Source organism: Stenotrophomonas sp. YJH_SMC_138 (assembly GCF_059369855.1).
This window is the reverse complement of record NZ_JCAFTB010000001.1, coordinates 144,573-169,758: the sequence shown is the minus strand read 5'-3', so window position 1 is coordinate 169,758 and position 25,186 is coordinate 144,573. Positions and strand designations below refer to the sequence as shown.

Annotated in this window: 18 protein-coding genes; 12 read left to right on the top strand and 6 right to left on the bottom strand. The window is 66.9% G+C overall.

Annotation, left to right across the window (positions count from 1 at the left end):
- Nucleotides 1-10 precede the first annotated feature (10 nt).
- On the bottom strand, nt 11-1,594 hold the full coding sequence (gene prpR / locus AC5P7I_RS00770; protein WP_262088047.1) for a propionate catabolism operon regulatory protein PrpR: 1,584 nt from the start codon (nt 1,592-1,594) through the stop codon (nt 11-13).
- Nucleotides 1,595-1,747: 153 nt separating this feature from the next.
- On the opposite strand from prpR, the gene prpB reads away from it, so the two are divergent.
- From prpB to AC5P7I_RS00735, 7 genes are all read left to right on the top strand, one after another.
- On the top strand, nt 1,748-2,641 hold the full coding sequence (prpB, locus tag AC5P7I_RS00765) for a methylisocitrate lyase (RefSeq protein WP_262088046.1): 894 nt from the start codon (nt 1,748-1,750) through the stop codon (nt 2,639-2,641).
- A gap of 35 nt (nt 2,642-2,676) precedes the next feature.
- Nucleotides 2,677-3,834 carry a bifunctional 2-methylcitrate synthase/citrate synthase gene (gene prpC, locus AC5P7I_RS00760; protein WP_005418357.1) on the top strand — a complete coding sequence of 386 codons (1,158 nt, stop codon included), beginning with the start codon at nt 2,677-2,679 and terminating at the stop codon, nt 3,832-3,834.
- A gap of 97 nt (nt 3,835-3,931) precedes the next feature.
- The gene (gene acnD, locus AC5P7I_RS00755; RefSeq protein WP_262088045.1) at nt 3,932-6,550 is read left to right on the top strand and encodes a Fe/S-dependent 2-methylisocitrate dehydratase AcnD; all 2,619 of its coding nucleotides are present in this window, start codon (nt 3,932-3,934) and stop codon (nt 6,548-6,550) included.
- A gap of 100 nt (nt 6,551-6,650) precedes the next feature.
- On the top strand, nt 6,651-6,908 hold the full coding sequence (locus tag AC5P7I_RS00750; RefSeq protein ID WP_032957090.1) for a type II toxin-antitoxin system ParD family antitoxin: 258 nt from the start codon (nt 6,651-6,653) through the stop codon (nt 6,906-6,908).
- Nucleotides 6,895-7,221: a type II toxin-antitoxin system RelE/ParE family toxin gene (locus tag AC5P7I_RS00745; RefSeq protein ID WP_134809175.1), complete on the top strand. Its 327-nt coding sequence runs from the start codon at nt 6,895-6,897 to the stop codon at nt 7,219-7,221. The genes AC5P7I_RS00750 and AC5P7I_RS00745 overlap by 14 nt, the downstream gene beginning before the upstream one ends.
- A gap of 23 nt (nt 7,222-7,244) precedes the next feature.
- Nucleotides 7,245-8,423, top strand: a complete 1,179-nt coding sequence (prpF, locus tag AC5P7I_RS00740; RefSeq protein ID WP_046431995.1) for a 2-methylaconitate cis-trans isomerase PrpF — start codon at nt 7,245-7,247, stop codon at nt 8,421-8,423.
- Nucleotides 8,424-8,569: 146 nt separating this feature from the next.
- Nucleotides 8,570-10,030, top strand: a complete 1,461-nt coding sequence (locus AC5P7I_RS00735; protein WP_180834797.1) for a bifunctional 2-methylcitrate dehydratase/aconitate hydratase — start codon at nt 8,570-8,572, stop codon at nt 10,028-10,030.
- Between the two features lie 186 nt (nt 10,031-10,216).
- On the opposite strand, the gene AC5P7I_RS00730 is transcribed toward AC5P7I_RS00735, so the two are convergent.
- On the bottom strand, nt 10,217-11,239 hold the full coding sequence (locus AC5P7I_RS00730; RefSeq protein WP_180834798.1) for a WD40 repeat domain-containing protein: 1,023 nt from the start codon (nt 11,237-11,239) through the stop codon (nt 10,217-10,219).
- A gap of 504 nt (nt 11,240-11,743) precedes the next feature.
- Here AC5P7I_RS00730 and AC5P7I_RS00725 point away from each other — a divergent pair.
- Both AC5P7I_RS00725 and pbpC read left to right on the top strand, forming a co-directional pair.
- A complete protein-coding gene (locus tag AC5P7I_RS00725) occupies nt 11,744-16,651 on the top strand; it encodes an alpha-2-macroglobulin family protein (protein ID WP_262088044.1) in 4,908 nt (1,635 codons plus the stop codon).
- 49 nt (nt 16,652-16,700) lie between these two features.
- The gene (gene pbpC, locus AC5P7I_RS00720; protein ID WP_111206446.1) at nt 16,701-19,082 is read left to right on the top strand and encodes a penicillin-binding protein 1C; all 2,382 of its coding nucleotides are present in this window, start codon (nt 16,701-16,703) and stop codon (nt 19,080-19,082) included.
- Between the two features lie 116 nt (nt 19,083-19,198).
- Here the strand turns inward: pbpC and AC5P7I_RS00715 are convergent, their stop codons facing one another.
- Both AC5P7I_RS00715 and AC5P7I_RS00710 read right to left on the bottom strand, forming a co-directional pair.
- Nucleotides 19,199-19,774 (bottom strand): ferritin-like domain-containing protein, encoded by a 576-nt coding sequence (locus tag AC5P7I_RS00715; protein WP_262088043.1) that lies wholly within the window; start codon nt 19,772-19,774, stop codon nt 19,199-19,201.
- A gap of 29 nt (nt 19,775-19,803) precedes the next feature.
- The gene (locus AC5P7I_RS00710; RefSeq protein ID WP_142235294.1) at nt 19,804-20,286 is read right to left on the bottom strand and encodes a peroxiredoxin; all 483 of its coding nucleotides are present in this window, start codon (nt 20,284-20,286) and stop codon (nt 19,804-19,806) included.
- Between the two features lie 261 nt (nt 20,287-20,547).
- Here AC5P7I_RS00710 and AC5P7I_RS00705 point away from each other — a divergent pair, with 261 nt between their 5' ends.
- On the top strand, nt 20,548-21,435 hold the full coding sequence (locus AC5P7I_RS00705) for a DnaJ C-terminal domain-containing protein (RefSeq protein ID WP_012511838.1): 888 nt from the start codon (nt 20,548-20,550) through the stop codon (nt 21,433-21,435).
- A 98-nt stretch (nt 21,436-21,533) separates the two neighbouring features.
- On the opposite strand, the gene pilH is transcribed toward AC5P7I_RS00705, so the two are convergent.
- Together pilH and AC5P7I_RS00695 are read right to left on the bottom strand one after the other, a co-directional pair.
- Entirely contained in the window at nt 21,534-21,905 is a 372-nt protein-coding gene (gene pilH, locus AC5P7I_RS00700; RefSeq protein WP_014648033.1) for a twitching motility response regulator PilH, read from the bottom strand.
- Between the two features lie 88 nt (nt 21,906-21,993).
- Nucleotides 21,994-22,989: a YhdH/YhfP family quinone oxidoreductase gene (locus tag AC5P7I_RS00695; protein WP_262088042.1), complete on the bottom strand. Its 996-nt coding sequence runs from the start codon at nt 22,987-22,989 to the stop codon at nt 21,994-21,996.
- A gap of 154 nt (nt 22,990-23,143) precedes the next feature.
- On the opposite strand from AC5P7I_RS00695, the gene hflK reads away from it, so the two are divergent.
- A complete protein-coding gene (hflK, locus tag AC5P7I_RS00690) occupies nt 23,144-24,277 on the top strand; it encodes an FtsH protease activity modulator HflK (RefSeq protein WP_072168589.1) in 1,134 nt (377 codons plus the stop codon).
- On the top strand, nt 24,274-25,137 hold the full coding sequence (hflC, locus tag AC5P7I_RS00685) for a protease modulator HflC (RefSeq protein ID WP_019660037.1): 864 nt from the start codon (nt 24,274-24,276) through the stop codon (nt 25,135-25,137). The genes hflK and hflC overlap by 4 nt, the downstream gene beginning before the upstream one ends.
- The last annotated feature ends 49 nt before the right edge of the window (nt 25,138-25,186 follow it).

The window sequence follows — 25,186 nt, the reverse complement described above, 5'->3', positions numbered from 1 at the left end:
GGGCTCGGCTTTACAGGTCCTCCGCGCGCAGCCAGCGCCACAGCGTGGTGCGTGACACGCCCAGCGCCTGCGCCATGCCCTCACGATCATGCCGGTGTTCCCGCAGCAGTGCTTCCAGCTTGGCCCGCGGCGGGCGCCTGCCGTTGCTTTCCACCGGCAACGCCGCGACACCTTCATGCACCAGCTCGGGTGCCAGCTGCAGCAGCCGCGCCGTATCGATCAGCCCTTCACCGGGCTGCCAGTGGATGCGCAGGCGATCGACCAGATTGCGCAGCTCGCGCACGTTTCCCGGCCACTCGGCCGCGCACAGTAGCGCCAGCGCCGCCTCATCCAATGGCGCGTCGATGCCACGCAGCTGGCGGAAGAAATGCTGCACCAGCAACGGGATGTCACCGCGTCGGGCGCGCAGCGAGGGCAGGGCAATCCGCAGCGCGGCCAGGCGATAATACAGGTCGCGGCGGAAGCTGCCGGCTGCCGCGCGCTGCTCCAGCGACTGCAGGGTGGCGGCGACCACGCGCAGGTCCACCGGCGTCGGTTCGGTGGCACCCACGCGCAGCACTTCACGTTCCTCCAGCACCCGCAGCAGGCGGGTCTGCAGCGGCAGCGGAAGTTCGCCGATTTCGTCCAGGAACAGGGTGCCGCCATCTGCAGCTTCCACCAGGCCAACGCGGCCGCCACGCCGTGCGCCGGTGAAGGCGCCATCGCTGTAGCCAAACAGCTCCGCTTCCAGCAGCGATTCGCTGATCGCGCCACAGTTCAGCGCGACGAAGCGGCCACGGCGTCCGCTGGCGGCGTGCAGCTGGCGCGCCACCAGTTCCTTGCCGGTGCCGGTTTCGCCGCTGACCAGTACGGTGCTGTCATGCGGGGCGTACAGCGCGATCTGCGCGCGCACCTGCGCCATCGCGTCGCTGTCGCCGCGCAGTTCATGCGCATCGGCACGCGCTGCCGTGCGCCGGCGCGGTGCAGCGCGGTTGCTGCCGGAACGTGCCAAGGTCTGGGTCAGTTCCAACGCGTGCTCGAACGCCTGCCGTACCGAATCTGCCGAGTACAGCAACACGCCGGGCAGGCCGGCCTGTTCGGCGTGGTCGATGGCCATGCCGGTGCCGACGATCACCTCGATGCCGTTGGCGCGCAGGTCGGCGATGCAGTCGCGGGCGTCCTCGCGGGTGACGAAGCGGCGATGCTCGATGTCCAGGCCGAAGCTCTGCTGGAAGTTGCTGAACACCGGTACGTCGCTGGCGTGGGTGACCAGGCCGATGCGGCTGGCGATACGCCGTGCCCGGGCCAGCGCTTCCATCAGGTCGAAGCCGTTGGCCTGGATCGGCACCAGCGGCAGCTCCAGCCGGCCGCGCAGCCAGGCCGCGTTGGAGCCGCCGGCGATGACCACGTCGCAGTGCTCGCGACGCAGGCGTTGGCCGATCACCTCCACCGCTTCTTCGAAGCCGAGGTTGATCTGTTCGATACGCGCGCGGCGGTCGAACTCGGGGATCACGTCGCCGAGCAGGCCGGTCAGCCGCGAGACGCTGACCGTCCAGATCACCGGACGGCCGGGGTCGGCATCGGCATGGCGCAGGGGGGAGCGGGGCAGATACATGGCGGCGGGTTCGGGGAGTGTGTTTCATGATACATCCGTTTCAATGTTTCATATGTTTCACTGCTGCGTGCCGGTCATCCCCGTGAAATCAACCGCTTGCAGCTTGGCATGGTGCTTGCGCTTCCTTATCCGTACTTCAACCTGGATCGTCGCATGACCCCTTCTGCCCCTTTCTCCGCTGGTGCCCGCTTCCGTGAGGCGCTGGCTGCCGAATCGCCGCTGCAGGTGATCGGTGCGATCAACGCCAACCACGCCCTGCTGGCCAAGCGCGCCGGCTTCCGTGCCATTTACCTGTCCGGCGGCGGCGTTGCCGCAGGCTCGCTGGGCCTGCCGGACCTGGGCATCAACACCCTGGAAGACGTGCTGGTGGACGTGCGCCGCATCACCGATGTCTGCGACCTGCCCTTGATGGTCGACATCGACACCGGCTTCGGCCCGAGCGCGTTCAATATCGCGCGCACCGTGAAGTCGCTGATCAAGGCCGGCGCGGCCGCCTGCCACATCGAGGACCAGGTCGGTGCCAAGCGTTGCGGCCATCGTCCGGGCAAGGAGATCGTCTCGCAGGGTGAAATGGTCGACCGTGTGAAGGCCGCTGCCGATGCCAAGACCGATCCGGACTTCTTCCTGATCGCGCGCACCGACGCCATCCAGGTGGACGGCGTGGACAAGGCGATCGAGCGCGCCATCGCCTGTGTCGAGGCCGGTGCCGACGGCATCTTCGCCGAGGCCGCCTACGATCTGGATACCTACCGCCGCTTCGTCGACGCGGTGAAGGTGCCGGTGCTGGCCAACATCACCGAATTCGGCGCCACCCCGCTGTTCAGCCGCGATGAACTGGCCTCGGCCGGCGTCGCCATCCAGCTGTTCCCGCTGTCGGCGTTCCGTGCCGCCAACAAGGCCGCCGAGAACGTCTACCAGGCGGTGCGCCGCGATGGCCACCAGCGCAACGTGGTGGAAACCATGCAGACCCGCGAGGAACTCTACGACCGCATCGGCTATCACGCCTTCGAGCAGCAGCTCGATGCGCTGTTCGCCGCCAAGAAATAAGCAGTACCCTGCACCATCAAGTTTCGGAGGGAAACATGAACGATACGACCGCAACCCCGACCTTCAAGCCGAAGAAGTCCGTCGCCCTGTCCGGCACCGCGGCCGGCAACACCGCGCTGTGCAGCGTGGGCCGCAGCGGCAACGACCTGCACTACCGCGGCTATGACATCCTGGACCTGGCCAACACCAGCGAGTTCGAGGAAATCGCCTACCTGCTGGTGCACGGCAAGCTGCCGACCCGCGCCGAGCTGGTTTCGTACAAGGCCAAGCTGAAGTCGCTGCGTGGGATCCCCGCCGCGGTGAAGGCCGCGCTGGAAGAGCTGCCGCCGTCGGCGCACCCGATGGACGTGATGCGCACCGGCGTGTCCGTGCTCGGCTGCGTGGCACCGGAGAAGGACGACCACAACCACCCGGGCGCGCGCGACATCGCCGACAAGCTGATGGCCTGCCTCGGTTCGATGCTGCTGTACTGGTACCACTGGAGCCACAACGGCCGCGCCATCGATGTGGAAACCGACGATGATTCGATCGGCGGCCACTTCCTGCACCTGCTGCATGGCGAAAAGCCGCAGGATTCGTGGGTGAAGGCGATGCACACCTCGCTGATCCTGTACGCCGAGCACGAGTTCAACGCCTCGACCTTCACCTGCCGTGTCATCGCCGGTACCGGCAGCGACATGTACAGCGCGATCTGCGGTGGCATCGGTGCGCTGCGTGGCCCGAAACATGGCGGCGCCAACGAAGTGGCGTTCGAAGTGCAGAAGCGCTATGACAATCCGGATGAAGCCGAGGAGGACATCAAGGCGCGCGTCGAGCGCAAGGAAGTGGTGATCGGTTTCGGCCACCCGGTCTATACCGTCTCCGATCCGCGCAACAAGGTGATCAAGGACGTGGCCCGCGAGCTGTCCGAGGAACAGTCGAGCATGAAGATGTACGACATCGCCGAGCGCCTGGAATCGGTGATGTGGGACATCAAGAAGATGTTCCCGAACCTGGACTGGTTCAGTGCGGTCAGCTACCACATGATGGGCGTGCCGACCGCGATGTTCACCCCGCTGTTCGTGATCGCGCGCACCGCCGGCTGGAGCGCGCACATCATCGAGCAGCGCATCGACGGCAAGATCATCCGCCCGAGCGCCAATTACATCGGTCCGGAAGACCGCGACTTCGTCGCCATCGACAAGCGCGTCTGATCCCCCTGCTGTCCCCATCCGGCCGGCCGCATGCCGGCCGGGTGCTTTCGCCGCCGCACCGCCGGCACCCGGCCCGCCCCAAGCACTCCGCCAGCCCATGAATACCGATTACCGCAAGAACCTCCCCGGCAGCGCGCTGGACTATTTCGACGCGCGCGCCGCTGTCGATGCGATCCAGCCCGGCGCCTATGCCACCCTGCCGTACACCTCGCGCGTGCTGGCCGAGAACCTGGTGCGCCGCTGCAATCCGGCCACGCTCGGCGATTCGCTGAAGCAGCTGATCGAGCGCCGTCGCGACCTCGACTTCCCGTGGTTCCCGGCACGCGTGGTGTGCCACGACATCCTCGGCCAGACCGCGCTGGTGGACCTGGCCGGCCTGCGTGATGCGATCGCCGACAAGGGCGGCGACCCGGCCAAGGTCAATCCGGTGGTGCCGGTGCAGTTGATCGTCGATCACTCGCTGGCGGTGGAATGCGGTGGCTACGATCCGCAGGCGTTCGAGAAGAACCGCGCCATCGAGGATCGCCGCAACGAAGACCGTTTCCACTTCATCGACTGGACCAAGCAGGCGTTCCAGAACGTGGACGTGATTCCGCCGGGCAACGGCATCATGCACCAGATCAACCTGGAGAAGATGTCGCCGGTGATCTACGTGCAGGACGGCGTAGCCTTCCCGGATACCTGCGTGGGCACCGACAGCCACACCCCGCACGTGGACGCGCTGGGCGTGATCGCGATTGGTGTTGGCGGCCTGGAAGCGGAGAACGTGATGCTGGGCCGCGCGTCGTGGATGCGCCTGCCGGATATCATCGGCGTCGAGCTGACCGGCAGGCCGCAGCCGGGCATCACCGCCACCGACGTGGTGCTGGCACTGACCGAGTTCCTGCGCAAGGAACGCGTGGTGGGTGCGTATCTTGAATTCTTCGGCGAGGGGGCGTCGGCACTGACCATCGGTGACCGCGCCACCATCTCCAACATGTGCCCCGAATACGGCGCCACCGCCGCGATGTTCTATATCGACGGGCAGACCATCGATTACCTGCGCCTGACCGGCCGCGAGGAATTGCAGGTGGCGCTGGTGGAGAACTATGCGCGCACCACCGGCCTGTGGGCCGATGACCTGGCCACCGCGCAGTACGAGCGCGTGCTGCGCTTCGACTTGTCCAGCGTGGTGCGCAACATGGCTGGCCCGTCCAACCCGCACAAGCGCGTGGCCACCGCCGAGCTGGCCGAGCGCGGCATCGCCGACGAAGCCAAGCTGGCAGCGGGCAGGGCCGAGCAGGCGCAGGGCCTGATGCCCGATGGCGCGGTGATCATCGCCGCCATCACCAGCTGCACCAACACCTCCAACCCGCGCAACGTGATCGCTGCCGCACTGCTGGCGCGCAAGGCCAACGAACGTGGCCTGCTGCGCAAGCCGTGGGTGAAGTCGTCGCTGGCGCCGGGCTCGAAGGCGGTGCAGCTGTACCTGGAAGAATCCGGCCTGCTGCCGGACCTGGAAAAGCTCGGCTTCGGCATCGTCGCCTTCGCCTGCACCACCTGCAACGGCATGAGCGGCGCGCTGGATCCGGCCATCCAGCAGGAGATCATCGATCGCGACCTGTACGCCACGGCCGTGCTGTCGGGCAACCGCAACTTCGATGGCCGCATCCACCCGTATGCGAAGCAGGCCTTCCTGGCGTCGCCGCCGCTGGTGATCGCCTATGCCATCGCCGGCACCGTGCGCTTCGACATCGAGAAGGACGTGCTGGGCGTGGATGCCGAGGGCAACGAGGTGCGCCTGAAGGACATCTGGCCGAGCGATGCCGAGATCGACGCGGTGGTGAAGGCCTCGGTGAAGCCCGAGCAGTTCCGCCGCGTCTACAACCCGATGTTCAACGTGCGCGTGGAGCATGGCGCGGCGGTCAGCCCGCTGTACGACTGGCGCCCGCAGAGCACCTACATCCGCCGTCCGCCGTACTGGGAGGGCGCACTGGCCGGTGAGCGCACACTGTCGGGCATGCGTGCGCTGGCGGTGCTGCCGGACAACATCACCACCGACCACCTGTCGCCGTCCAACGCGATCCTGGCGTCCAGTGCCGCCGGCGAATACCTGGCGAAGATGGGCCTGCCGGAAGAGGACTTCAATTCCTACGCCACCCACCGCGGTGACCACCTGACCGCACAGCGCGCCACCTTCGCCAACCCGAAGCTGTTCAATGAAATGGTGCGCAACGACGATGGCAGCGTGAAGCAGGGTTCGCTGGCGCGCGTGGAGCCGGAAGGCAAGGTGATGCGCATGTGGGAAGCGATCGAGACCTACATGGACCGCAAGCAGCCGCTGATCATCATCGCCGGTGCCGACTATGGCCAGGGCAGCTCGCGTGACTGGGCCGCCAAGGGCGTGCGCCTGGCCGGTGTGGAAGCGATCGTGGCCGAAGGCTTCGAACGCATCCACCGCACCAACCTGATCGGCATGGGCGTGCTGCCGCTGGAGTTCAAGCCGGGCACCACCCGCCTGACCCTGGGCATCGACGGTACCGAGACCTTCGACGTGATCGGCGAGCGCACCCCGCGCGCCGACCTGACCCTGGTCATCCACCGCCGTGACGGCCAGGACGTGATCGTGCCAGTGACCTGCCGCCTGGACAGCGACGAGGAAGTGGCGATCTACGAAGCCGGTGGCGTGCTGCAGCGTTTCGCCCAGGACTTCCTGGAAGGGGCCAAGGTGGCGTGATACCGGCCTGAATGCCTGCCCCCGGAGGCCGGGGGCGGGCTTGTCCGACACCAGGGCGGGGCGCAGACTAACTTGGCAAAAACTGCCAAAGGAGAGTTTCATGGCCACCATGAACATTTCGCTGACCGACCCGCTCAAGCAGTTCGTGGACGAGGAAGTGCGTGAAGGCGGCTACTCCAGTACGTCGGACTACGTGCGTGACCTGATCCGCCAGCGCCAGCGCAGCAAGGCCGAAGAGCTGCTCAAGCAGTTGATAGCCGAGGGGCTGGCTTCTGGTCCAGGCGTCGCGGTGACGGCCGACACATTCGAGCGCATGCGTCGCGAACTGACCGAAAGGATGGAGCGTGAAGGCGATTGAATGGCGGCCAAGGGCCGAAGCCGACGCAGCCGATGCCGCGCTGTGGTTTGCACGGCAAGGTGGGCTGGTACTGGGTCGGCGCTTTCTCGCCGAGTTGGAGGCCACGCTTCAACGCATCGCGGTGTTTCCAGGCTCGGATTCCACCCGGCACGCCGACCTCGCAGCACAGCTGCCGGTGCCGTTGCGGTTCATGCTGGTTCCGGGCTTCGAACGCTACCTCGTCTATTACCTCGATCTACCGGACCGCGTGGACATCATGCGTGTGTGGTGCGTTGATCGTGGTCTTGACGCACTGATGCAAGACATTTCCTGAAATTCAAACGCGTGGATTCGACGATGACCTTCCTCCCGCAACTCCGTATTCCCGCCACCTACATGCGCGGCGGCACCAGCAAGGGCGTGTTCTTCCGCCTGCAGGACCTGCCCGAAGCCGCTCAGGTGCCGGGCGCCGCGCGCGATGCGCTGCTGATGCGCGTGATCGGCTCGCCCGATCCGTATGGCAAGCAGACCGACGGCATGGGCGGTGCCACCTCCAGCACCAGCAAGTGCGTGATCATCTCCACCGCCTCGGTGCCGGACCACGATGTGGACTACCTGTACGGCCAGGTCTCGATCGACACCGCCTTCGTCGATTGGAGCGGCAACTGCGGCAACCTCAGTACGGCAGTGGGTCCGTTCGCGATCGCCAATGGGCTGATCGATCCGGCCCGGGTGCCGCGCGATGGCCTGTGCACCGTGCGCATCTGGCAGGCCAACATCGGCAAGACCATCATCGCCCACGTGCCGATGCGCGATGGCGAAGTGCAGGAGATCGGCGATTTCGAGCTGGATGGCGTGACCTTCCCGGCCGCCGAGATCCAGCTGGAGTTCATCGATCCGTCCGATGACGGCGATGCGGGCGCGATGTTCCCGACCGGCAACCTGGTCGACACCCTGGACGTGCCGGGCGTCGGCAGTTTTGAGGTGACCATGATCACCGCCGGCATTCCGACCATCTTCCTCAATGCGGCCGACCTGGGCTACACCGGCACCGAACTGCAGCCTGCGATCAACGAGGACAAGGGGGCGCTGGAGCGCTTCGAGAAGATCCGCGCCTACGGCGCCTTGCGCATGGGTCTGATCAGGAACCTGGAAGATGCGGCCACCCGCCAGCACACGCCGAAGGTGGCCTTCGTGGCGCCGGCACGGGACTACGTGTCCTCCAGCGGCAAGGCCATTCCGGCCTCGGCCATCGACCTGCACGCGCGGGCGTTGTCGATGGGCAAGCTGCACCACGCGATGATGGGCACCGCCGCCGTGGCGATCGGCACTGCGGCGGCGATTCCGGGCACGCTGGTCAATCGCGCGGCCGGTGGTGGTGAACGCGAAGCGGTGACCTTCGGCCACCCTTCCGGCACGCTGCGCGTGGGTGCGCAGGCCGGCCTCGTTGACGGCCAGTGGACAGTGACCAAGGCCATCATGAGCCGCAGCGCCCGCGTATTGATGGAAGGCAAGGTGCGGGTGCCGGCCGAATAACCAGCCGGTCGGCGCTGGCATCACATGCTTCGGTAGATGCCAACCTTGGTTGGCATGGCATTGGCACCGCCCGGGCAACGTCCAGCGCCAACCAAGGTTGGCGACTACCGGGAGGCGCGGCCTGAGCTCTGAAGAGGAGATCGACGATGTCTGACAGCCACACCCCATCCAACGAGCGTGCAGCGTGGGATGCGCTGCTGGTGGACATCGTCGATTACGTACGCGACGCGCGCATCGACTCCCCCCTGGCCTTCCAGACCGCGCACTACTGCCTGCTCGACACGCTGGGCTGCGGGCTGGAAGCGCTGTCCTTCCCGGCCTGCAGCAAGCTGCTCGGTCCGCTGGTGCCGGGTATCAGCGTGGTCAACGGGGCGCGCGTGCCGGGTACGCACTACGTGCTGGACCCGGTGCAGGCCGCCTTCAACCTGGGCGCGATGGTGCGCTGGCTGGATTTCAACGATACCTGGCTGGCCGCCGAGTGGGGCCACCCGTCGGACAACCTGGGCGGCATCCTGTCTGTCTGCGATTGGCTGGGGCGCAACGCGCAGGCCCTGCATCGCCCAGCGCCGACCCTGCATGACGTGCTGCTGGCGATGATCAAGGCACACGAGATCCAGGGCGTGCTGGCCCTGCAGAATTCCTTCAACCGGGTCGGGCTGGACCACGTGGTGCTGGTCAAGGTGGCCACCACCGCGGTGGTCGCGCAGTTGCTCGGCCTGGATCGCGAACGCATGCTCAATGCACTGTCGCTGGCCTGGGTCGATGGCCAGGCGCTGCGCACCTACCGGCACGCGCCCAACACCGGCTCGCGCAAGAGCTGGGCGGCCGGCGATGCGACCAGCCGTGGCGTGCGCCTGGCGCTGATGGCGGCCAGTGGCGAGATGGGCTATCCCAGTGTGTTGAGCGCGCCGACCTGGGGTTTTGAAGCGGTATCGATGCAGGGCAAGGCGCTGACGCTGGAGCGACCGCTGGGCAGCTACGTGATGGAAAACGTGCTGTTCAAGATCAGCTACCCGGCCGAGTTCCATGGCCAGACCGCGGTGGAGGCGGCGATCACGCTGCACCAGCAGCTGCGTGCGGTGGGGCGGCGGGTCGAGGACATCGCGCACATCGCCATCCGCACCCAGGAAGCCTGCATCCGCATCATCGACAAGCAGGGCCCACTGCATAACCCGGCCGACCGCGACCACTGCGTGCAGTACATGGTCGCCATCGCATTGCTGCATGGGCGGCTGGTGGCCCAGGACTACGAGGACGATGTGGCGGCGGATCCGCGCATCGATGCGCTGCGCGCGAAGATGACCTGCCATGAAGACCCGCAGCTCAGCGCCGATTACCTGGACCCTGACAAGCGCAGCATCGCCAACGGCCTGAGCGTGCGCTTCACCGATGGCACCGAGCTGCCCGAAGTACTGGTGGAATACCCGCTGGGCCACGCGCGCCGTCGCGAGGAAGGCATTCCGCTGCTGATGGACAAGTTCCGCCGGCACCTGGCCCATCGCTTCCCGACCACCCAGCAGCAGCGCATCCTGGCCGCATCGCTGGATCCGGTGGCGCTGGCGGCGATGCCGGTGACCGACTATGTGGACCTGTACCTGCCGGGGTAGGGGCGCTTCACCGGATCTGACACCACGCCTGCTTGCCCGGCACATGGCTCGACCCGCTTGGGTAGGTGCCAACCTTGGTTGGCACGGCCGACGCCAACCAAGGTTGGCGGCTACCGAGGCGGCTTTGGTCCACACCGCTGTTGGCGGAGGCTCCTCAAAAACAGCGCAACTAAATAGCGAGCCTGATCAAACTACATACGTGGAAAGGCATCCATAGTCGGTACGCACCGAAATGGCATTGTCTCCCGTCCATGCAATATGCGCGGTACGGACCACATGATCTACGGGAAAGCGTCGAATTTCCCTCATATCCGTGAAGTCATGAAGGGCAATATGTCCACGGTGCAGGATGGCGAGTCGCTTGCTATCGCTATCCAGCGCAAAGTCAGTTCGTGTCATGTCAGCGAACTTCGGCCACCCGGGACGGCATTCTCCCGTTGCCGCATCCAGGCACAACAGACGCCATTTTCCATATTGCTCCAATGCCAGCAGCCAACGCCCGTCGGCACTCCACTCCATCTTGGTGATCATTTCGAAGTCACTTCGATGTCGGCGGACAGTATCCGCTTGAGCAATATCGATGCACTCGATCTCACCGGGAGTGGCGCAGCAGGCAAGCGTCGTGGCATCCGGAGAGAGCGCGCCCATCATCTGCCTCGAATGCCCACCCACCATCGCTGGGGTACGTGCCAACTGCAGGAAGCGCTGTCCATCGGCGAGTCTCATTACCGTTACATGATCACCGTCATGCCACGCGACGTATCCGTTTGAGGTTGTCAGGAACGGCGATGACATCACCGTTGCATCGCTGATCCGCTGGGGAGTACGGCCATCGGATGGCCAAAGGTAAATGCCGGAGTCGAGTCGGATCAGGAACCCTTTGCCGTCATCTGCAGGGAGTGCCGACCATGCAAGGTCCGTTTTGCCGGGTCGCCAATCATGGAGGATCCCGGCGTCGTCACCAACGAGCAGCAGCATGTCGGTCGCTGCACCAGACGCATCCTCATCCTGATAACGGTTGGTCACCATCCTGCCATGGCACCCGGCAATCGTCAGTGCCCCCGTATAGCCACCGCCGATGTACCTGTGCATGCTCGGTTGCCCAGCCTCGGCGACAGGGTTTACCAGTACGAAGCCCTTTTTCAGCCGCGACCACTCCTGTTTGATGGCCCATTTCAGTGCCTCGTCGGGACTCGGGAAGTCTTTCAACTGTGACTTCAGCTTCCCTGGGCTTCCGGAGGTGACTTCGACAGCCCCTCGGTCACATCGCGTACCCCAGACCTTACCGGTCGTTGGATCCTGAATCATGCGTACTCGTGTCATTGCAATGTTCACTACTTTCCAGAAGGCCTGATGCCGATGCTACAGCGGCGACTGAAGGCCGATTGGGAAGTCGCTCAATCGAGGGTTGAACCCGTCACTTTGGGGCGGCTTCGGTCTTCTCTCCGCCGGGACATTACGCACCACGATTGGGGGAGCGCCCGATCCCAAGCCAGACAGGTTGCCGGCATCGGCCTGTGCCTGGCGCGACGGGGGAGGGGCGCTTGGGTAGGTGCCAACCTTGGTTGGCACGGCCGACGCCAACCAAGGTTGGCGGCTACCGAGACTGCCGGCCAGCGGCCGGCACTACCCGCACCGCGGCAATTGCCGGATTTGCGTCAACACCTTGACGTGGCCTGCCTATAATGGCCGCCTCGATCAAGGAGTGACGACATGAGCGGTCCGGCACGGCGGAAGCGGTGGGGGTGGGCGGCGGCCGTACTGGCAGGAGGCCTGTTGCTGGGGCTGGCCGGCTGCCGCAATGACAGCGGGCAGCTGCCCAAGGCCAGTGGTGAAGCCATCACCACCAAGGCCGAGCAGGTGAAGGAATTCACCCTGCTGCGTGCCTACCCGGACCAGAAGAATGACGGCCTGTCGCTGGCGCTGGAGTTCTCGCGCCCGCTGGTCGGCACCCAGGATTTCGACAAACTGGTTCGCTTCGAAGAGAAGGTCGGCACCGAGGACAGCAGCTGGACCCTGTCCGATGACGGCCTGACCCTGCGTTACCCGTTCGTCGAGGCCGGCAAGGAGTTCAGCCTGGTGGTCTCGCCGGACCTGCTGGCCGCCGACGGCAGCCGGCTGGGCAAGGAACTGAAGCAGAAGGTGTTCAGCGGCGAGCTGAAGCCGGTGGTCGGTTTCGCCTCGCAGGGCAGCGTGCTGCCGGCCAAGGACAGCCGCGGCTTGCCGGTGGTCTCGGTGAACGTGCCGGAGGTCGATGTCGAGTTCCTGCGCGTGCGCGAGAAGGACCTGCCGACCTTCTTCAGCCAGTACCAGCGCGGCGGCCGCCGTGGCAGCTGGGAGCTCAGCAGCGACTACGAGCGCAGCCCGATCAACAAGCTGGCCGAGCCGGTCTACGTCAACCGCTTCATCCTGGGTGGCAAACAGAACGAGCGGGTGCTGACCTACCTGCCGACCCAGGACATCAAGGAACTGCAGGAGCCGGGCCTGTACTTCGCCCTGCTCAAGCGCACCGGTGACTACGAGGGCGAGTTCGATACCGCGTTCTTCTCGGTCAGCGACATCGGCCTGCATACCCGTGCCTACAAGGACAAGCTGTTCGTGCACACCGCCGGCCTCAAGGACGGTGCGCCGCTGAAGGGCATCGACCTGCGCGTGCTCGACGCCAAGGGTGAGGTGGTGCTGAAGGGCAGCACCGACGGCAACGGCAATGCGCTGCTGAACTACACCCTGGATGCCACCCACGTGCTGGTCGCCAGCAGTGGCAAGGACACCACCTTCCTGCCGTTCAACCAGCCGGCGCTGGACCTGAGTGAGTTCGCCGTGGCCGGTCGTGACAACGCCTGGTTCGACGTCTACGCCTGGTCCGGCCGCGACCTGTACCGCCCGGGCGAGACCGTGCGCCTGTCCGCGCTGCTGCGCGACAACGACGGCAAGCCGGTCAAGGCACAACCGGTGTTCCTGCGCCTGAAGCAGCCCGACGGCAAGACCTTCCGCGAGACCCGCCTGCAGCCGGGCGACCAGGGCTACATCAACTTCGAGCAGGTGATCCCCGCCGAGGCGCCGACCGGGCGCTGGCAGGTCGAGTTCCGCACCGACCCGGCCAGCAAGGAAGCGATCCAGGGCATGACCCTGCGCATCGAGGAGTTCCTGCCCGAGCGCATGAAGCTGGACCTGGACAGCGCGCAGAAGACGCTGAAGCCGGGCGAGGACCTGCGCCTGCAGGCCAACGGCGCCTATCTGTACGGCGCGCCGGCCGATGGCAACCGCTTCACTGCGCGCATGGCGGTGGCTGCCGAGCAGAAGCCGGTGGAGGGCCTGCCGGGCTATTTCTTCGGTGACCCGACCCTGCAGCTGCCGCGCGAGGCCAAGGACGTGATCGATACCACGCTGCCGGCCAATGGCCAGCTGCGTGAGGATGTGGCGTTGCCGGAAGAGGCGGCCAAGGCCAAGGCACCGATCGCCGTGGTGTTGTCCGGCAGCCTGTATGAAACCGGTGGCCGCACGGTCACCCGTACCCTGAAACGGGTGATGTGGCCGGCCAACGCGCTGGTCGGCGTGCGGCCGCTGTTCAACCCCGACGATGGTGCTGATTCCAACGGCAACGCACGCTTCGAACTGATGCGCGTGGATGCCGCCGGCACACCGCAGCCAGCCAAGGGCCTGAAGATCACCCTGGTGCGGGAACTGCGCGACTACCACTGGACCTTCAACGACAACCGCTGGGATTACGATTTCACCCGCCGTTTCGAGAACAAGGAAACCCGCACCGTCGATGCCGGCAGCAGTGCGGTTGCCTTTGATTTCCCGGTGGAGTGGGGCGAGTACCGGGTGGACGTGTTCGATCCGTCCACCGGACTGACCAGCCGCTACCCGTTCCGTGCGGGCTGGAGCTGGGGCGATGACAACCGTGGCCTGGATGCACGCCCGGACAAGGTCAAGCTGGGCCTGGACAAGACCGGCTACAAGGCCGGTGACACCCTGGAAGTGACGGTGACCCCGCCGCACGCCGGCAAGGGCATCCTGATGGTCGAGACCGACCGCATGCTGTATGTGCAGGACATCGAGGCCAAGCCGGGCTCGACCTTCAAGATCCCGGTCACCGCCGACTGGGAACGCCACGACGTCTACATCACCGCGCTGGTGTTCCGCGGCGGCAGTGCGCCGAGCAAGATCACCCCGGCCCGCGCCGTGGGCGTGGTGCATGTGCCGATGGACCGCAAGGGCCGAACCGTGGCCGTTGGCCTGGTCGCGCCCAAGCAGATGCGGCCGGAACAGGACCTGCCGGTAACGGTCAGCGCACCGCAGCTGGCCGGCAGGGCCGCGCACGTGACCGTCTCGGCGGTGGACGTGGGCATCCTCAACATCACCCGTTTCCCGGTGCCCGACGCCGGCGCGCACTTCTTCGCCCAGCGTCGCCTCGGTATCGATGCCTATGACATCTACAGCCGGGTGATCGAGAGCTTCGATGGTGGCAGCGGCAAGCTGAAGTTCGGCGGCGACATGGCGCTGCAGGCACTGCCGCAGGCCAAGCGCCCGACCGCGCGCGTGCAGACCGTGGACCTGTTCTCCGGCCCGGTGCAGCTCGATGCCAAGGGCAATGCCCGCATCCGCCTGAAGGTGCCGGACTTCAACGGCACTCTGCGCGTGTCGGCGCTGGTCTACAGCGATGACCAGTACGGCAAGCGTGACGTGGAAACCATCGTGCGCGCCCCGATCCTGGCCGAAGCCAGCATGCCGCGCGTGCTGGCCCCGGGCGACCGCAGCACCGTGACCCTGGACGTGCAGAACTTCACCGGCAAGCCGGGGCAGTTCACCGTGAAGGTGGAAAGCGAGGGTCCGCTGAACCTGGGTGAGGGCAGCCGCAGCGTGCAGTTGAACGCCGATGCCAAGACCACGCTGAGCTTCCCGTTGTCGGCTCGCGAGGGCCACAGCGTGGCCAAGGTGCGGGTGCGGGTGGACGGCAACGGCTTCAAGGCTGATCGCCGCTACGACCTGCCGGTGCGTGCGGCGTGGCCGCAGGTGCTGCGTTCGCAGGTGCGCACACTCGATCCGCTGGCCGCGGTCAGCCTCGACAACAGCCTGACCGATGGCCTGATGGCAGAGTCGGTAAATGCACGCCTGCTGGTCAGCCCGCTGCCGCCGATCCCGTTCGCCAGTGCACTGCAGGGCGCGCTGAACTACCCGTATGGCTGTGCCGAGCAGACCACCAGCAAGGGCTATGCCGCGCTGATCCTGGACCAGGCGACGTCGTCGATGCTCGGTGCCGACGGCCTGGATGCCAAGACCCGTAGAGAGCGCATGGAAGGTGCGTTCGGTCGCCTGGCGTCGATGCAGGTGGCCAATGGCAACTTCTCGATGTGGGGTGACGACGGCTACGTCAATCCGTGGCTGACCCCGTACATCACCGAATTCCTGCTTGATGCCAAGGACGCCGGCTTCGCCGTGCCCGACAACGTGCTGCAGAAGGCGCTCAACCGGCTCAGCGAGGATCTGCTGTCCGGCGGCAATCAGTTCTATGGCCAGGAGGATCGCGAGAAGCTGAAGTTCGCCAACCAGGCGTATTCGGGTTACGTGCTGGCCCGGGTCAACCGTGCACCGCTGGGTACCCTGCGCACGCTGTACGACAACGAGCGCAGCAAGGCGGTCGGTGGCCTGTCGCTGGTCCACCTGGGCGTGGCGCTGTCGCTGCAGGGTGATGCCAAGCGTGGCCAGGCCGCGCTGGCGGCGGCCTTCGCCAAGTCCAGCAGTGAACGTCCGTCGTACTTCGGCGACTACGGCAGTGCGATCCGCGACGATGCACTGATGATCGCGCTGACCCACGAGAACAAGCTGGCCAAGCCCGCCTGGGATGCGCGTGCGGTGGATCTCGGCCGTGGCCTGGATGCGCGCCGCAATGCCGGCTGGATGTGGCTGAGCACGCAGGAACAGGTGGCGATTGCCCGCCTTGGCAAGGCCCTGGCCGCCAACCAGAAGGCGCTGGTGGCCGGTGAGCTGGTGATCGGTGGCAGCACCGAAGCCATCGGCGAGCGCAAGCTGTTCGGCCGCAACTTCAGCGCCAGTGAGCTGGCCAGCGGCGTGCGCTTCACCCCGCAGGGGCAGCCGCCGATGTTCGCCAGCATTGATGTGGCCGGCATCCCGCGCAGCGCACCGGCACCGGACAACAGCGTGCTGGGCGTCGAGCGCAGTTACTACGGCACCGATGGCAAGCCGTGGTCGCCGCGCCCGCTGAAGGAAGGCGAAGCACTGATCGTGCGCGTCACCGTCACCGCTGACACCACGATGCCCGATGCACTGCTGACCGACCTGCTGCCGGCGGGCCTGGAGATCGAGAACTTCAACCTGGGCGATGCCAAGCAGTGGGCCGACGTGGTGGTCGATGGCATCACCATCAGCGACCGTGGTGAGGCCGCCGACACCAAGCACGAGGAGTTCCGCGATGACCGCTATGTGGCCGCGCTGAAGCTCTCGCGTGGCAGCAAGGCCAACGTGTTCTACCTGGTGCGCGCGGTGACGCCGGGAACCTACTCGGTGCCGCCGCCGCTGGTGGAGGACATGTACCGGCCGCAGCTGCGCGGCGTCGGCCGCAGCAACCCGACCACGATCACGGTGGTACAGCCGTGACCGCGCGGACGGGCCGCGACGGCGCGGCCCGTCCTGCTGGCAACCTGCAATGAACAACACGATGTCGATCCGGCTGGCGGCCCTGCGCCGCCGGCTGCAGCCGCTGTGGCCCTGGCTGCGCTGGGGTACGGCCGCCACGCTGGCGCTGCTGCTGGTGCTGGATTTCGCCTTCCCGCCACCGCTGCCGAAGCAGCGTGATACCAGCACCCTGGTGGTGGCTGCCGACGGCACGCCGCTGCGTGCATTCGCCGACGCCGAGGGTGTGTGGCGCTACCCGGCTTCGATCAACAGCGTCTCGCCGCTGTACCTGCAGGCGTTGCTGACCTACGAAGACCGCTGGTTCTGGCGGCATCCGGGCATCAACCCGCTGGCGATCCTGCGTGCCAGCGGCCAGCTGCTGCGTGGCGGCCGCATCGTTTCCGGTGGCTCGACCCTGACCATGCAGGTCGCCCGCATCCTCGATCCGCATACGCGCACGCCGTGGGGCAAGCTCAAGCAGATGCTGCGCGCGGTGCAGCTGGAAGTGCACCTGAGCAAGCAGCAGATCCTGGCCCTGTATCTGGAGCGCGCGCCCTACGGCGGCACCATCGAGGGGGTGGAAGCGGCCAGCTGGGCCTACCTGGGCAAGCCGGCGGCGCAGCTGTCGCATGCCGAGGCCGCGTTGCTGGCGGTGCTGCCGCAGGCGCCGAGCCGGCTGCGCCCGGACCGTCATCCGGAAGCGGCGCAGAAGGCGCGCGACAAGGTGCTGTCCCGCATGAACGAGCTGGGCGTGTGGACGGCAGACGAAGTGGAAGACGCGCGCATCGAGAACGTGGTGGCGCGCTCGCTGCGCCCGCCGCTGCACGCCGCGCTGCTGGCGCAGCGCCTGCACTCGGCGCATCCGGGCCAGGCACGCATCCAGAGCAGCATCGACATCGGCCTGCAGCGCACGCTGGAAGAACGCGTGGCCAGCTATTTCTCGACGCTGCCGGAACGCACCTCGGCCGCCCTGCTGGTGGTCGACAACCAGACCCTGCAGGCGCGTGCCTATGTCGGCACGCTGGCGTTCGGTGACCGGCAGCGGCTGGGCCACGTGGACATGGTGCAGGCCTGGCGGTCGCCGGGCTCCACGCTCAAACCGTTCCTGTATGCCATGGCGCTGGACGATGGCCTGATCCATTCGGAAAGCCTGCTGGTCGATGCGCCGCAGAGTTTCGGCAGCTACCGCCCCGGCAACTTCGACATGGCTTTCAATGGGCCGATTGGTGCCTCCAGCGCGCTGCGGCTGTCACTCAACGTGCCCTCGGTGGACCTGCTGCAGCGGGTCGGTCCGGCGCGCTTCGCCGCACGCCTGTCGCACTCCGGCATCCAGCTGCGCTTCCCGCCGGGCAGTACACCCAATCTGTCGCTGATCCTGGGCGGCACCGGTGCGCGGCTGGAAGATCTGGTCGGTGCGTTCGCAGCGCTCAACCGCAACGGCATCGCCGGGCGCGTGCGCTACACCGATGACGAACCGATGATCGAGCGTCGCCTGGCCTCGCCGGGCGCCAGCTGGATCGTGCGCGAGATGCTGGAATCGAATCCGCGGCCGGGGTATAGCGTCGGGACATTCGATGTCGGTGGCCGCCCGCGCGTGGCGTGGAAGACCGGCACCAGTTACGGGTACCGCGATGCGTGGGCGATCGGCAGCACCCGCCACTACACCGTGGGCGTGTGGGTGGGGCGGCCGGACGGTACCCCGCTACCGGGCCAGTACGGCGCGGTGACCGCGCTGCCGCTGATGTTCGAGGTGGTGGACAGCCTGCCGCGCCAGCGCGGTGATTCAGCTGCTGCACCGATGCCGGCCAGTGTCAGCCAGGAGGACGTCTGCTGGCCCACCGGCGAACGTGCCGAGGGCCTGCCAGCGGCGCTGTGCCAGCGGCGGATGTCGGCCTATCTGCTGGACGGTGCGGCACCGCCGACCTTCCCCGAGCGCGAGGCGCGGCGCTGGCAGCCGGGGCGGCAGCGTTACCTGGCCGACGCGCGGACCGGTCTGCGTGTATCCGCTGATTGCCGTTTGCCGCATCAGGAAGTCGCGCGGGAGATCGCGCGTTGGCCGGCGTTGTTGTCGCCGTGGCTGCCGAAGGCCACGCGCGAGGCTTCGCAGCTGCCGGCGCTGTCGCCGGACTGCCGCGACGACGGGCGTGAGGCCAGCGTCGCGCTGCACGTGGACGGGCTCAATGACGGCGCCACGCTGGCGCGCGCGCCGAATTCCGAGCACGGCGTGCGCCTGCAGCTGCGCGCGCTGGGCAGCGAGCAGGCGGTGGACTGGCTGCTGGATGGACGCTGGATTGCACAGACCCACGGCGCGCAGCTGATGCAGCGCGAGTTCGCCGATCCGGGCGCACACACCCTGACCGCGCTGGCAGCCGACGGCGCGTGGACGCAGGTGCGGTTCAACGTCCTGCGATAGGTGCTGGGAATGGCCCGTCGACCCGACGCATCCGTGCTCTGGTAGGTGCCAACCTTGGTTGGCACGCGATGAATGCGCCCGCCAAGGTGGGCATCTACCGAGCGTTTGCGGGGCCGCTATTCCCCGATCCACCCGTCCAGCAGGTCGGCGAACTCGTCGGCGTGTTCTTCCTCCTGCGCCAGGATCTCTTCAAGGATGCGCTTGGTGGTGGTATCGCGGTCGCCGATGAAGTTGATCATCTCGCGGTAGCTGTCGATGGCGATCCGTTCAGCCACCAGGTTCTCGCGCACCATGTCGCGCAGGTCGCTGCCTTCCTTGTATTCGGCATGCGAGCGCGTGGTCAGCGTATCCGGGTTCAGGTCCGGCTCGCCGCCAAGCTGGACGATGCGCTCGGCCAGCTTGCCGGCGTGCGCCTGTTCCTGCTGCGCATGCTCGAGGAACTCGGCCTTGACCGCGTCGGCCAGCATGCCCTTGGCCATGAAATAGTGCCGGTAGTAGCGCAGCACGCACACGTACTCGGTGGCGAGGGCATCGTTGAGCAGCTTGATCACCACCTTGCGGTCGGCGCTGTAGCTGTCGGTGATCGCGCCGTCTTCGATGTTGTGCTGGGCACGCTCGCGCAGGGTCTGACGGTCACTGATGCCGGGAATCCCGGCGGCGGGCTTGCTGGCTTTGGCTGGCTTGCTGGACATTGCTGGCCGTTTCCTTCTGCGGTGGGGAATCAGGTAGGCAGGTGCTCCAGCACGTACTCGGCGGAAGACACCTCGAACTGGCCCGGCTGCTCGATCCAGGCCGCACGCACCACGCCATCGACCACGTACAGCGCGAAGCGGCGCGAGCGCATGCCCATGCCCGAGGCGCTGGCATCCAGCTCCAGGCCGAGCGCGCGGGTCAGCTCGGCGTTGCCGTCGGACAGCATCAGCAGGCCGTCGGGCACCTTCTGGTCGGCGGCCCAGGCTTTCATCACGAACGGGTCGTTGACCGCCATGCAGTAGACATCGATGCCGCGCTGGCGGAAGGCCTCGAATTTTTCGACGTAGCCGGGCAGGTGGCGGGCCGAGCAGGTGGGGGTGAACGCGCCGGGCACCGCAAACAGGACGACCTTGCGGGCGTCGAACAGCGAATGCGTATCAAGCGTTTCGATGCCCTCGCGGATGCGCTTGAGGGTCACTTCCGGAATGTGGTCGCCGACATGGATGGTCATGGGGAACTCCTTGCTGGGGCAGGCTAGTGGGCCGGATGGGACAGGGGCGTCAAGACATTGGAAAACCCGTGTGCAGGCCCCATCTTCAGGCGTCGCGGCGGGGGCTTCCAGCCACAGCCTGGGGCATCGGGATGGCAGCGGCATTGCGCAGGATCAGTCGGCCTCACCGGGGCCGCACGAGGGGCGGCGTAGCATCGCCGGCGCGTAGAATGAACCCGGGGCGGCGCCACCGGCGCGGCCGAAGCAGATCGAGGTAGCTGGATGGAATTCAAGGATTACTACGCCACCCTGGGGGTGGAACCGAGCGCGGGCGAGGCGGAGATCAAGACCGCCTACCGCCGGTTGGCACGCAAGTACCACCCGGACGTCAGCAAGGAGGCCGGGGCCGAAGACAAGTTCAAGGCGGTCAACGAGGCCTACGAGGCGCTGCGCGATCCGGAAAAGCGCGCAGCCTACGACCAGCTGCGCGCGCAGGGCTATCGCCCGGGCGAGGAGTTCAACGTGCCGCCGAACTACGGCGGCGCCGGCGGGTTCAATTTCGAGGAAGTATTCGGTGGTGGTGGCCCCAACGGCGGCTTCAGCGACTTCTTCGAAAGCCTGTTCGCGCGCCAGCGTGGCGGTGCCGGTCCGGGCCCGGGCTTCAGCAGCCAGGGCCACGCACCCAACCGCGACACCCGCGCCAAGCTGTCGGTCCCGCTGGAAGCGGCCTACAGCGGCGACAGCCTGCGCATCACCGTCAACGGCAAGCAGCTGGACGTGCGCGTGCCCAAGGGCATCCGTCCGGGCCAGGTGATCCGCCTGGCAGGGCAGGGCAACCATGGCGGCAACCTGCTGCTGGAAGTGGAGTACGCCGCGCATCCGCAGTTCGAGGTCGACGGCCGCAACATCCTCTATACGTTGCCGGTCACGCCCTGGCAGGCAGCGTTGGGTACCAGCATCAGCGTGCCGACCCTGGGCGGTGCGGTGGAGCTGAAGATCCCCGCCGACTCCGATGCCGGCCGCAAACTGCGCCTGCGTGGCCGCGGCCTGCCGGGCAGCCCGGACGGCGACCAGATCGTTGAAATCGAGATCGTGGCCCCGGCCGCGACCGACGAGGCGCAGAAGAAGGCCTACCGCAATCTGGCCAAGGCCTTCGGCGAGTCGATCTGAGCACGCCTTGCGGTCGTGCCGGCCGCAGGCCGGCAATTTCATGCCCTGGGACGGTGACGCGTGGTTGCCGGCCAGCGGCCGGCACGACCACGCGCGTCTCAGCCCTGGCCGGCGAACACCCGCTCCAGCACCTCGGACAGCTCGTCTTCCGAGAACGGCTTGGTGATGTAGGCCTTGGCGCCCTGGCGCATGCCCCACATGCGATCGGTGTCCTGGTCCTTGGTGGTCACCAGGATCACCGGGATATGCCGGGTCGCCTCGTCGCGGGCGAGGGTACGGGTGGCCTGGAAGCCGTTGAGATTGGGCATCACCACGTCCATCAAAACCAGGTCGGGCAGCTCGGCCCTGGCGGTTTCGACCCCGGCGGCGCCATCGGTGGCGGTCAGGATCTGGTGCCCGAGCTTCTCGACGATGCGCTGTATCCCCAACAGCTGCGACGGTGAGTCGTCGACGATCAGAATGCGTGCCATGTTGTTCCCCATGTAATGCCCGCAGTGTAGTGCGGGCTCATTACCGGCGGGAGGGGGGCACCTGCCGTCCGTCGCCTGCCTGCGACGTTCAGTCGATCCGCACCACCGTGCGGCCCAGCGATCCACCCGCCAGCATCCGCTCGAACACTGCCCGGAGGCCATCAAGGCCGACCTCGGCGGTGCAGATGCGGTCCAGGTGCTGCGGCTTCCACTCACCGCCCAGGCGCGACCACACCTCTTCGCGCAGCCGGCGCGGCGCATTGGCCGAAGACACGCCGAGCAGCGACACACCGCGCAGGATGAAGGGCATCACCGTCATGTCCAGCGTCGGCCTGGCCGCCAGGCCGGCGCTGACCACGCTGCCGTAGGGCACCGTCTGCGCCAGCAGGCTGGCGAGCATGGCGCCGCCGGCATTGTCCAGGCCCCCGCCGAAGCGCGCCGACTGCAGCGGGCCGGTGTCGGCCAGCGCCTCGCGCGGCAGCACCTCGCTGGCACCGATGGCGTGCAGGAAACCGGTCTGGTCGGGTTTGCCGCTGATCGCATGCACCGTATAGCCGGCGCGGCTGAAGATCGACAGTGCCAGCGCGCCGACGCCGCCACTGGCGCCGGTGACCGCCAGCGGTCCAAGCTCCGGGCTCTGCCGGTTGTCCTGCATGCGCAGCAGCGCCAGCGCCGCGGTGAATCCGGCGGTGCCCAGCACCATCGCCTCGCGCGGGCTCAGCCCGGCCGGCTGTGCAATCACCGCACGCGACTCCAGCCGCACATACTGGCTGTAGCCGCCGTCACGGGTCTCGCTGAGGCCGCAGCCGGTGGCCAGCACCGCGTCGCCTTCACGCCAGGCCGGGTCGGTGCTGGCGACCACGGTGCCGGCCACGTCGATGCCGCCGACCAGCGGGAAGCGGCGCAGGATCTTCCCCTTGCCGGTGCCGGCCAGGGCATCCTTGTAGTTGACCGAGGACCAGTGGGCGCGGATCAGCACCTGCCCGGGGTTGAGGTCGTCGACACCGAGCCGGGTCAGGCCGCTGCGATAGCCGGCGTCGTCGTTTTCGATGCGGAAGGCGGTGAACGGGGTCGTGGGGGCCATCGGCATTGCCTGACTTCGAGGAAAACGCCACCTTACCCCGTTGCCCCCCCTTTCGATCCTGCCGATCCGCCCCATCTTGTATGATCGGTAATGGTTTCACGGCTGGCGCCGCGGGAAGGGCCCGCGCCGCAGCCCACATCTTGATGGAGCGTGCATGGCCTGGAATACACCCGGCGGCAACAAGGGCGGACAAGGCCCCGAGGACAATCGACGCGGGCCGTTCGGGTCGCGCGGCGGTGGCAATGGTGGTGGCTGGGGCGGATTGCCCGGGCCGCTGAAGGACCTGTTCGACGGCGGCATCGTGCGTTGGGTGGTGGCGGCCGTGGTGCTGCTGGTGCTGTTCTCCAGCTTCCAGCTGATCGGTGAACAGCAGCGTGGCGTGGTCCTGCGCTTCGGCCAGTTCTCGCGCATCCTGCAGCCCGGTCCGAACTTCAAGTTGCCGTGGCCGATCGAGTCGGTCACCAAGGTCAACGCTACCGAGATCAAGACGTTCTCGATCCAGGTGCCGGTGCTGACCCGCGACGAGAACATCGTCAACGTCTCGCTGAACGTCCAGTACCGCATCGACGATCCGCAGCAGTACCTGTTCGGCACGGTCGATGCCAACCAGGTGCTGGAGCAGTCGGCGCAGAGCGCGGTGCGCGAGGAAGTCGGCCGTGCCGACCTCAACGCTGTACTGAACAATCGTGGCCCGCTGGCCGTGGCTGCCGAGGAGCGCCTGCAGGCGCTGCTGAAGGCGTTCAAGACCGGCCTGACCGTGACCGGCCTGACCCTGCAGGACGCCCGTCCGCCGGAAGAAGTGAAGCCGGCCTTCGACGAGGTCAACGGTGCCCAGCAGGTCAAGGAACGCCTGATCAACGAAGCCCAGGCCTACGCTGCCAAGGTCGTGCCGGAAGCCCGAGGCCAGGCCTCGCGCGCCCGTACCACCGCCGAAGGCTACAAGCAGGCCGCGGTGTCCAAGGCCGAGGGTGACGCGCAGCGCTTCAGCCTGTTGCAGGCCCAGTACAAGGACGCCCCGGAAGTGACCCGCAAGCGCCTGTGGCTGGAAACCGTGCAGCAGGTGTTGAGCGAGAACCGCAAGGTGATCGGCGGCGATGGCCGCCAGCTGATCTACGTGCCGATGACCGGCGATACCCGTCCCACCACCTCGGCCCCGGCCGCAGTGGCGAACCCGGACGTGGTGATGCCATCGCTGCCGGGTGCAGCGGTGGAAGCTTCCCGTGATCCGGGCCGGCCGGTGGGCCGCCCGACCGGGCGACCGAGCGGCCGTGAGGAGGGCAGCCGATGAAGAGTCCTATCTGGATCGCCGTGATCGTGGCGGTGGTGCTGGGCCTGCTCGGCTCGGTGTACGTGGTTCGTGAGGACCAGACCGCCATGGTGCTGAATCTGGGCAAGGTGGTGCGTTCGGACATCAAGCCGGGCCTGCACTTCAAGGTGCCGGTGGTGGAAACGGTGAAGGTTTTCGACCGCCGCTTCCAGGTGCTCGACACCGCGCCTGCGCGCTACTTCACCGCCGAGCAGAAGGACGTCAGCGTCGACTTCTTCGCCATCGGCTACATCTCCAACGTAGGTGACTACTTCCGTGCCACCGGCGGCGACCCGCGTGTGGCCAACGCCCGCCTGGCGCCGATCATCACCGACTCGCTGCGCAACCAGATCAACTCGCGCACCCTGCAGCAGCTGGTGTCCGGCGACCGCAGCGAGCTGATCGCCGAGCAGCTGAAGGGGATCAACGAGGCGGTGGCCGGCCTCGGCATGCAGATGATCGACCTGCGCATCAAGCAGGTGGACCTGCCGACCGACAGCCAGGTGATCAACGACGTGTACGAGCGCATGCGCGCCCAGCGCAAGCAGGAAGCGGCCAAGCTGCGTGCGGAGGGCGAGGAGCAGTCGCTGACCATCCGTGCCCAGGCCGACCGCGACAGCACCGTGCTGATCGCCGAGGCCGAGCGTGATGCACAGCGCCTGCGCGGTGAAGGCGATGCCGAGGCGGCCCGCATCTACGGCAAGGCCGGCTCGGCTGATCCGTCGTTCTACGCCTTCTACCGCAGCCTGGAGGCCTACCGTGGCTCCATGACCGACGGCAATGGCGTGATCGTGCTCGACAAGAACGACCCGTTCCTGCAGTACCTGAAGAACGACCGCTGAGGTCGCAGGGCATTACCCCACGGGGCCCGGCCAACTGCCGGGCCCCGTG

Coding starts and splice junctions, on each gene's coding strand:
- AC5P7I_RS00705 (WP_012511838.1), top strand. CDS start 20,548: ATGGAATTCAAGGATTACTACGCCACCCTGGGGGTGGAACCGAGCGCG.
- hflK (WP_072168589.1), top strand. CDS start 23,144: ATGGCCTGGAATACACCCGGCGGCAACAAGGGCGGACAAGGCCCCGAG.
- AC5P7I_RS00715 (WP_262088043.1), bottom strand. CDS start 19,774: ATGTCCAGCAAGCCAGCCAAAGCCAGCAAGCCCGCCGCCGGGATTCCC.
- prpF (WP_046431995.1), top strand. CDS start 7,245: ATGACCTTCCTCCCGCAACTCCGTATTCCCGCCACCTACATGCGCGGC.
- pbpC (WP_111206446.1), top strand. CDS start 16,701: ATGAACAACACGATGTCGATCCGGCTGGCGGCCCTGCGCCGCCGGCTG.
- AC5P7I_RS00735 (WP_180834797.1), top strand. CDS start 8,570: ATGTCTGACAGCCACACCCCATCCAACGAGCGTGCAGCGTGGGATGCG.
- AC5P7I_RS00725 (WP_262088044.1), top strand. CDS start 11,744: ATGAGCGGTCCGGCACGGCGGAAGCGGTGGGGGTGGGCGGCGGCCGTA.
- hflC (WP_019660037.1), top strand. CDS start 24,274: ATGAAGAGTCCTATCTGGATCGCCGTGATCGTGGCGGTGGTGCTGGGC.
- acnD (WP_262088045.1), top strand. CDS start 3,932: ATGAATACCGATTACCGCAAGAACCTCCCCGGCAGCGCGCTGGACTAT.
- pilH (WP_014648033.1), bottom strand. CDS start 21,905: ATGGCACGCATTCTGATCGTCGACGACTCACCGTCGCAGCTGTTGGGG.
- AC5P7I_RS00710 (WP_142235294.1), bottom strand. CDS start 20,286: ATGACCATCCATGTCGGCGACCACATTCCGGAAGTGACCCTCAAGCGC.
- AC5P7I_RS00750 (WP_032957090.1), top strand. CDS start 6,651: ATGGCCACCATGAACATTTCGCTGACCGACCCGCTCAAGCAGTTCGTG.
- prpR (WP_262088047.1), bottom strand. CDS start 1,594: ATGTATCTGCCCCGCTCCCCCCTGCGCCATGCCGATGCCGACCCCGGC.
- prpB (WP_262088046.1), top strand. CDS start 1,748: ATGACCCCTTCTGCCCCTTTCTCCGCTGGTGCCCGCTTCCGTGAGGCG.
- prpC (WP_005418357.1), top strand. CDS start 2,677: ATGAACGATACGACCGCAACCCCGACCTTCAAGCCGAAGAAGTCCGTC.
- AC5P7I_RS00695 (WP_262088042.1), bottom strand. CDS start 22,989: ATGGCCCCCACGACCCCGTTCACCGCCTTCCGCATCGAAAACGACGAC.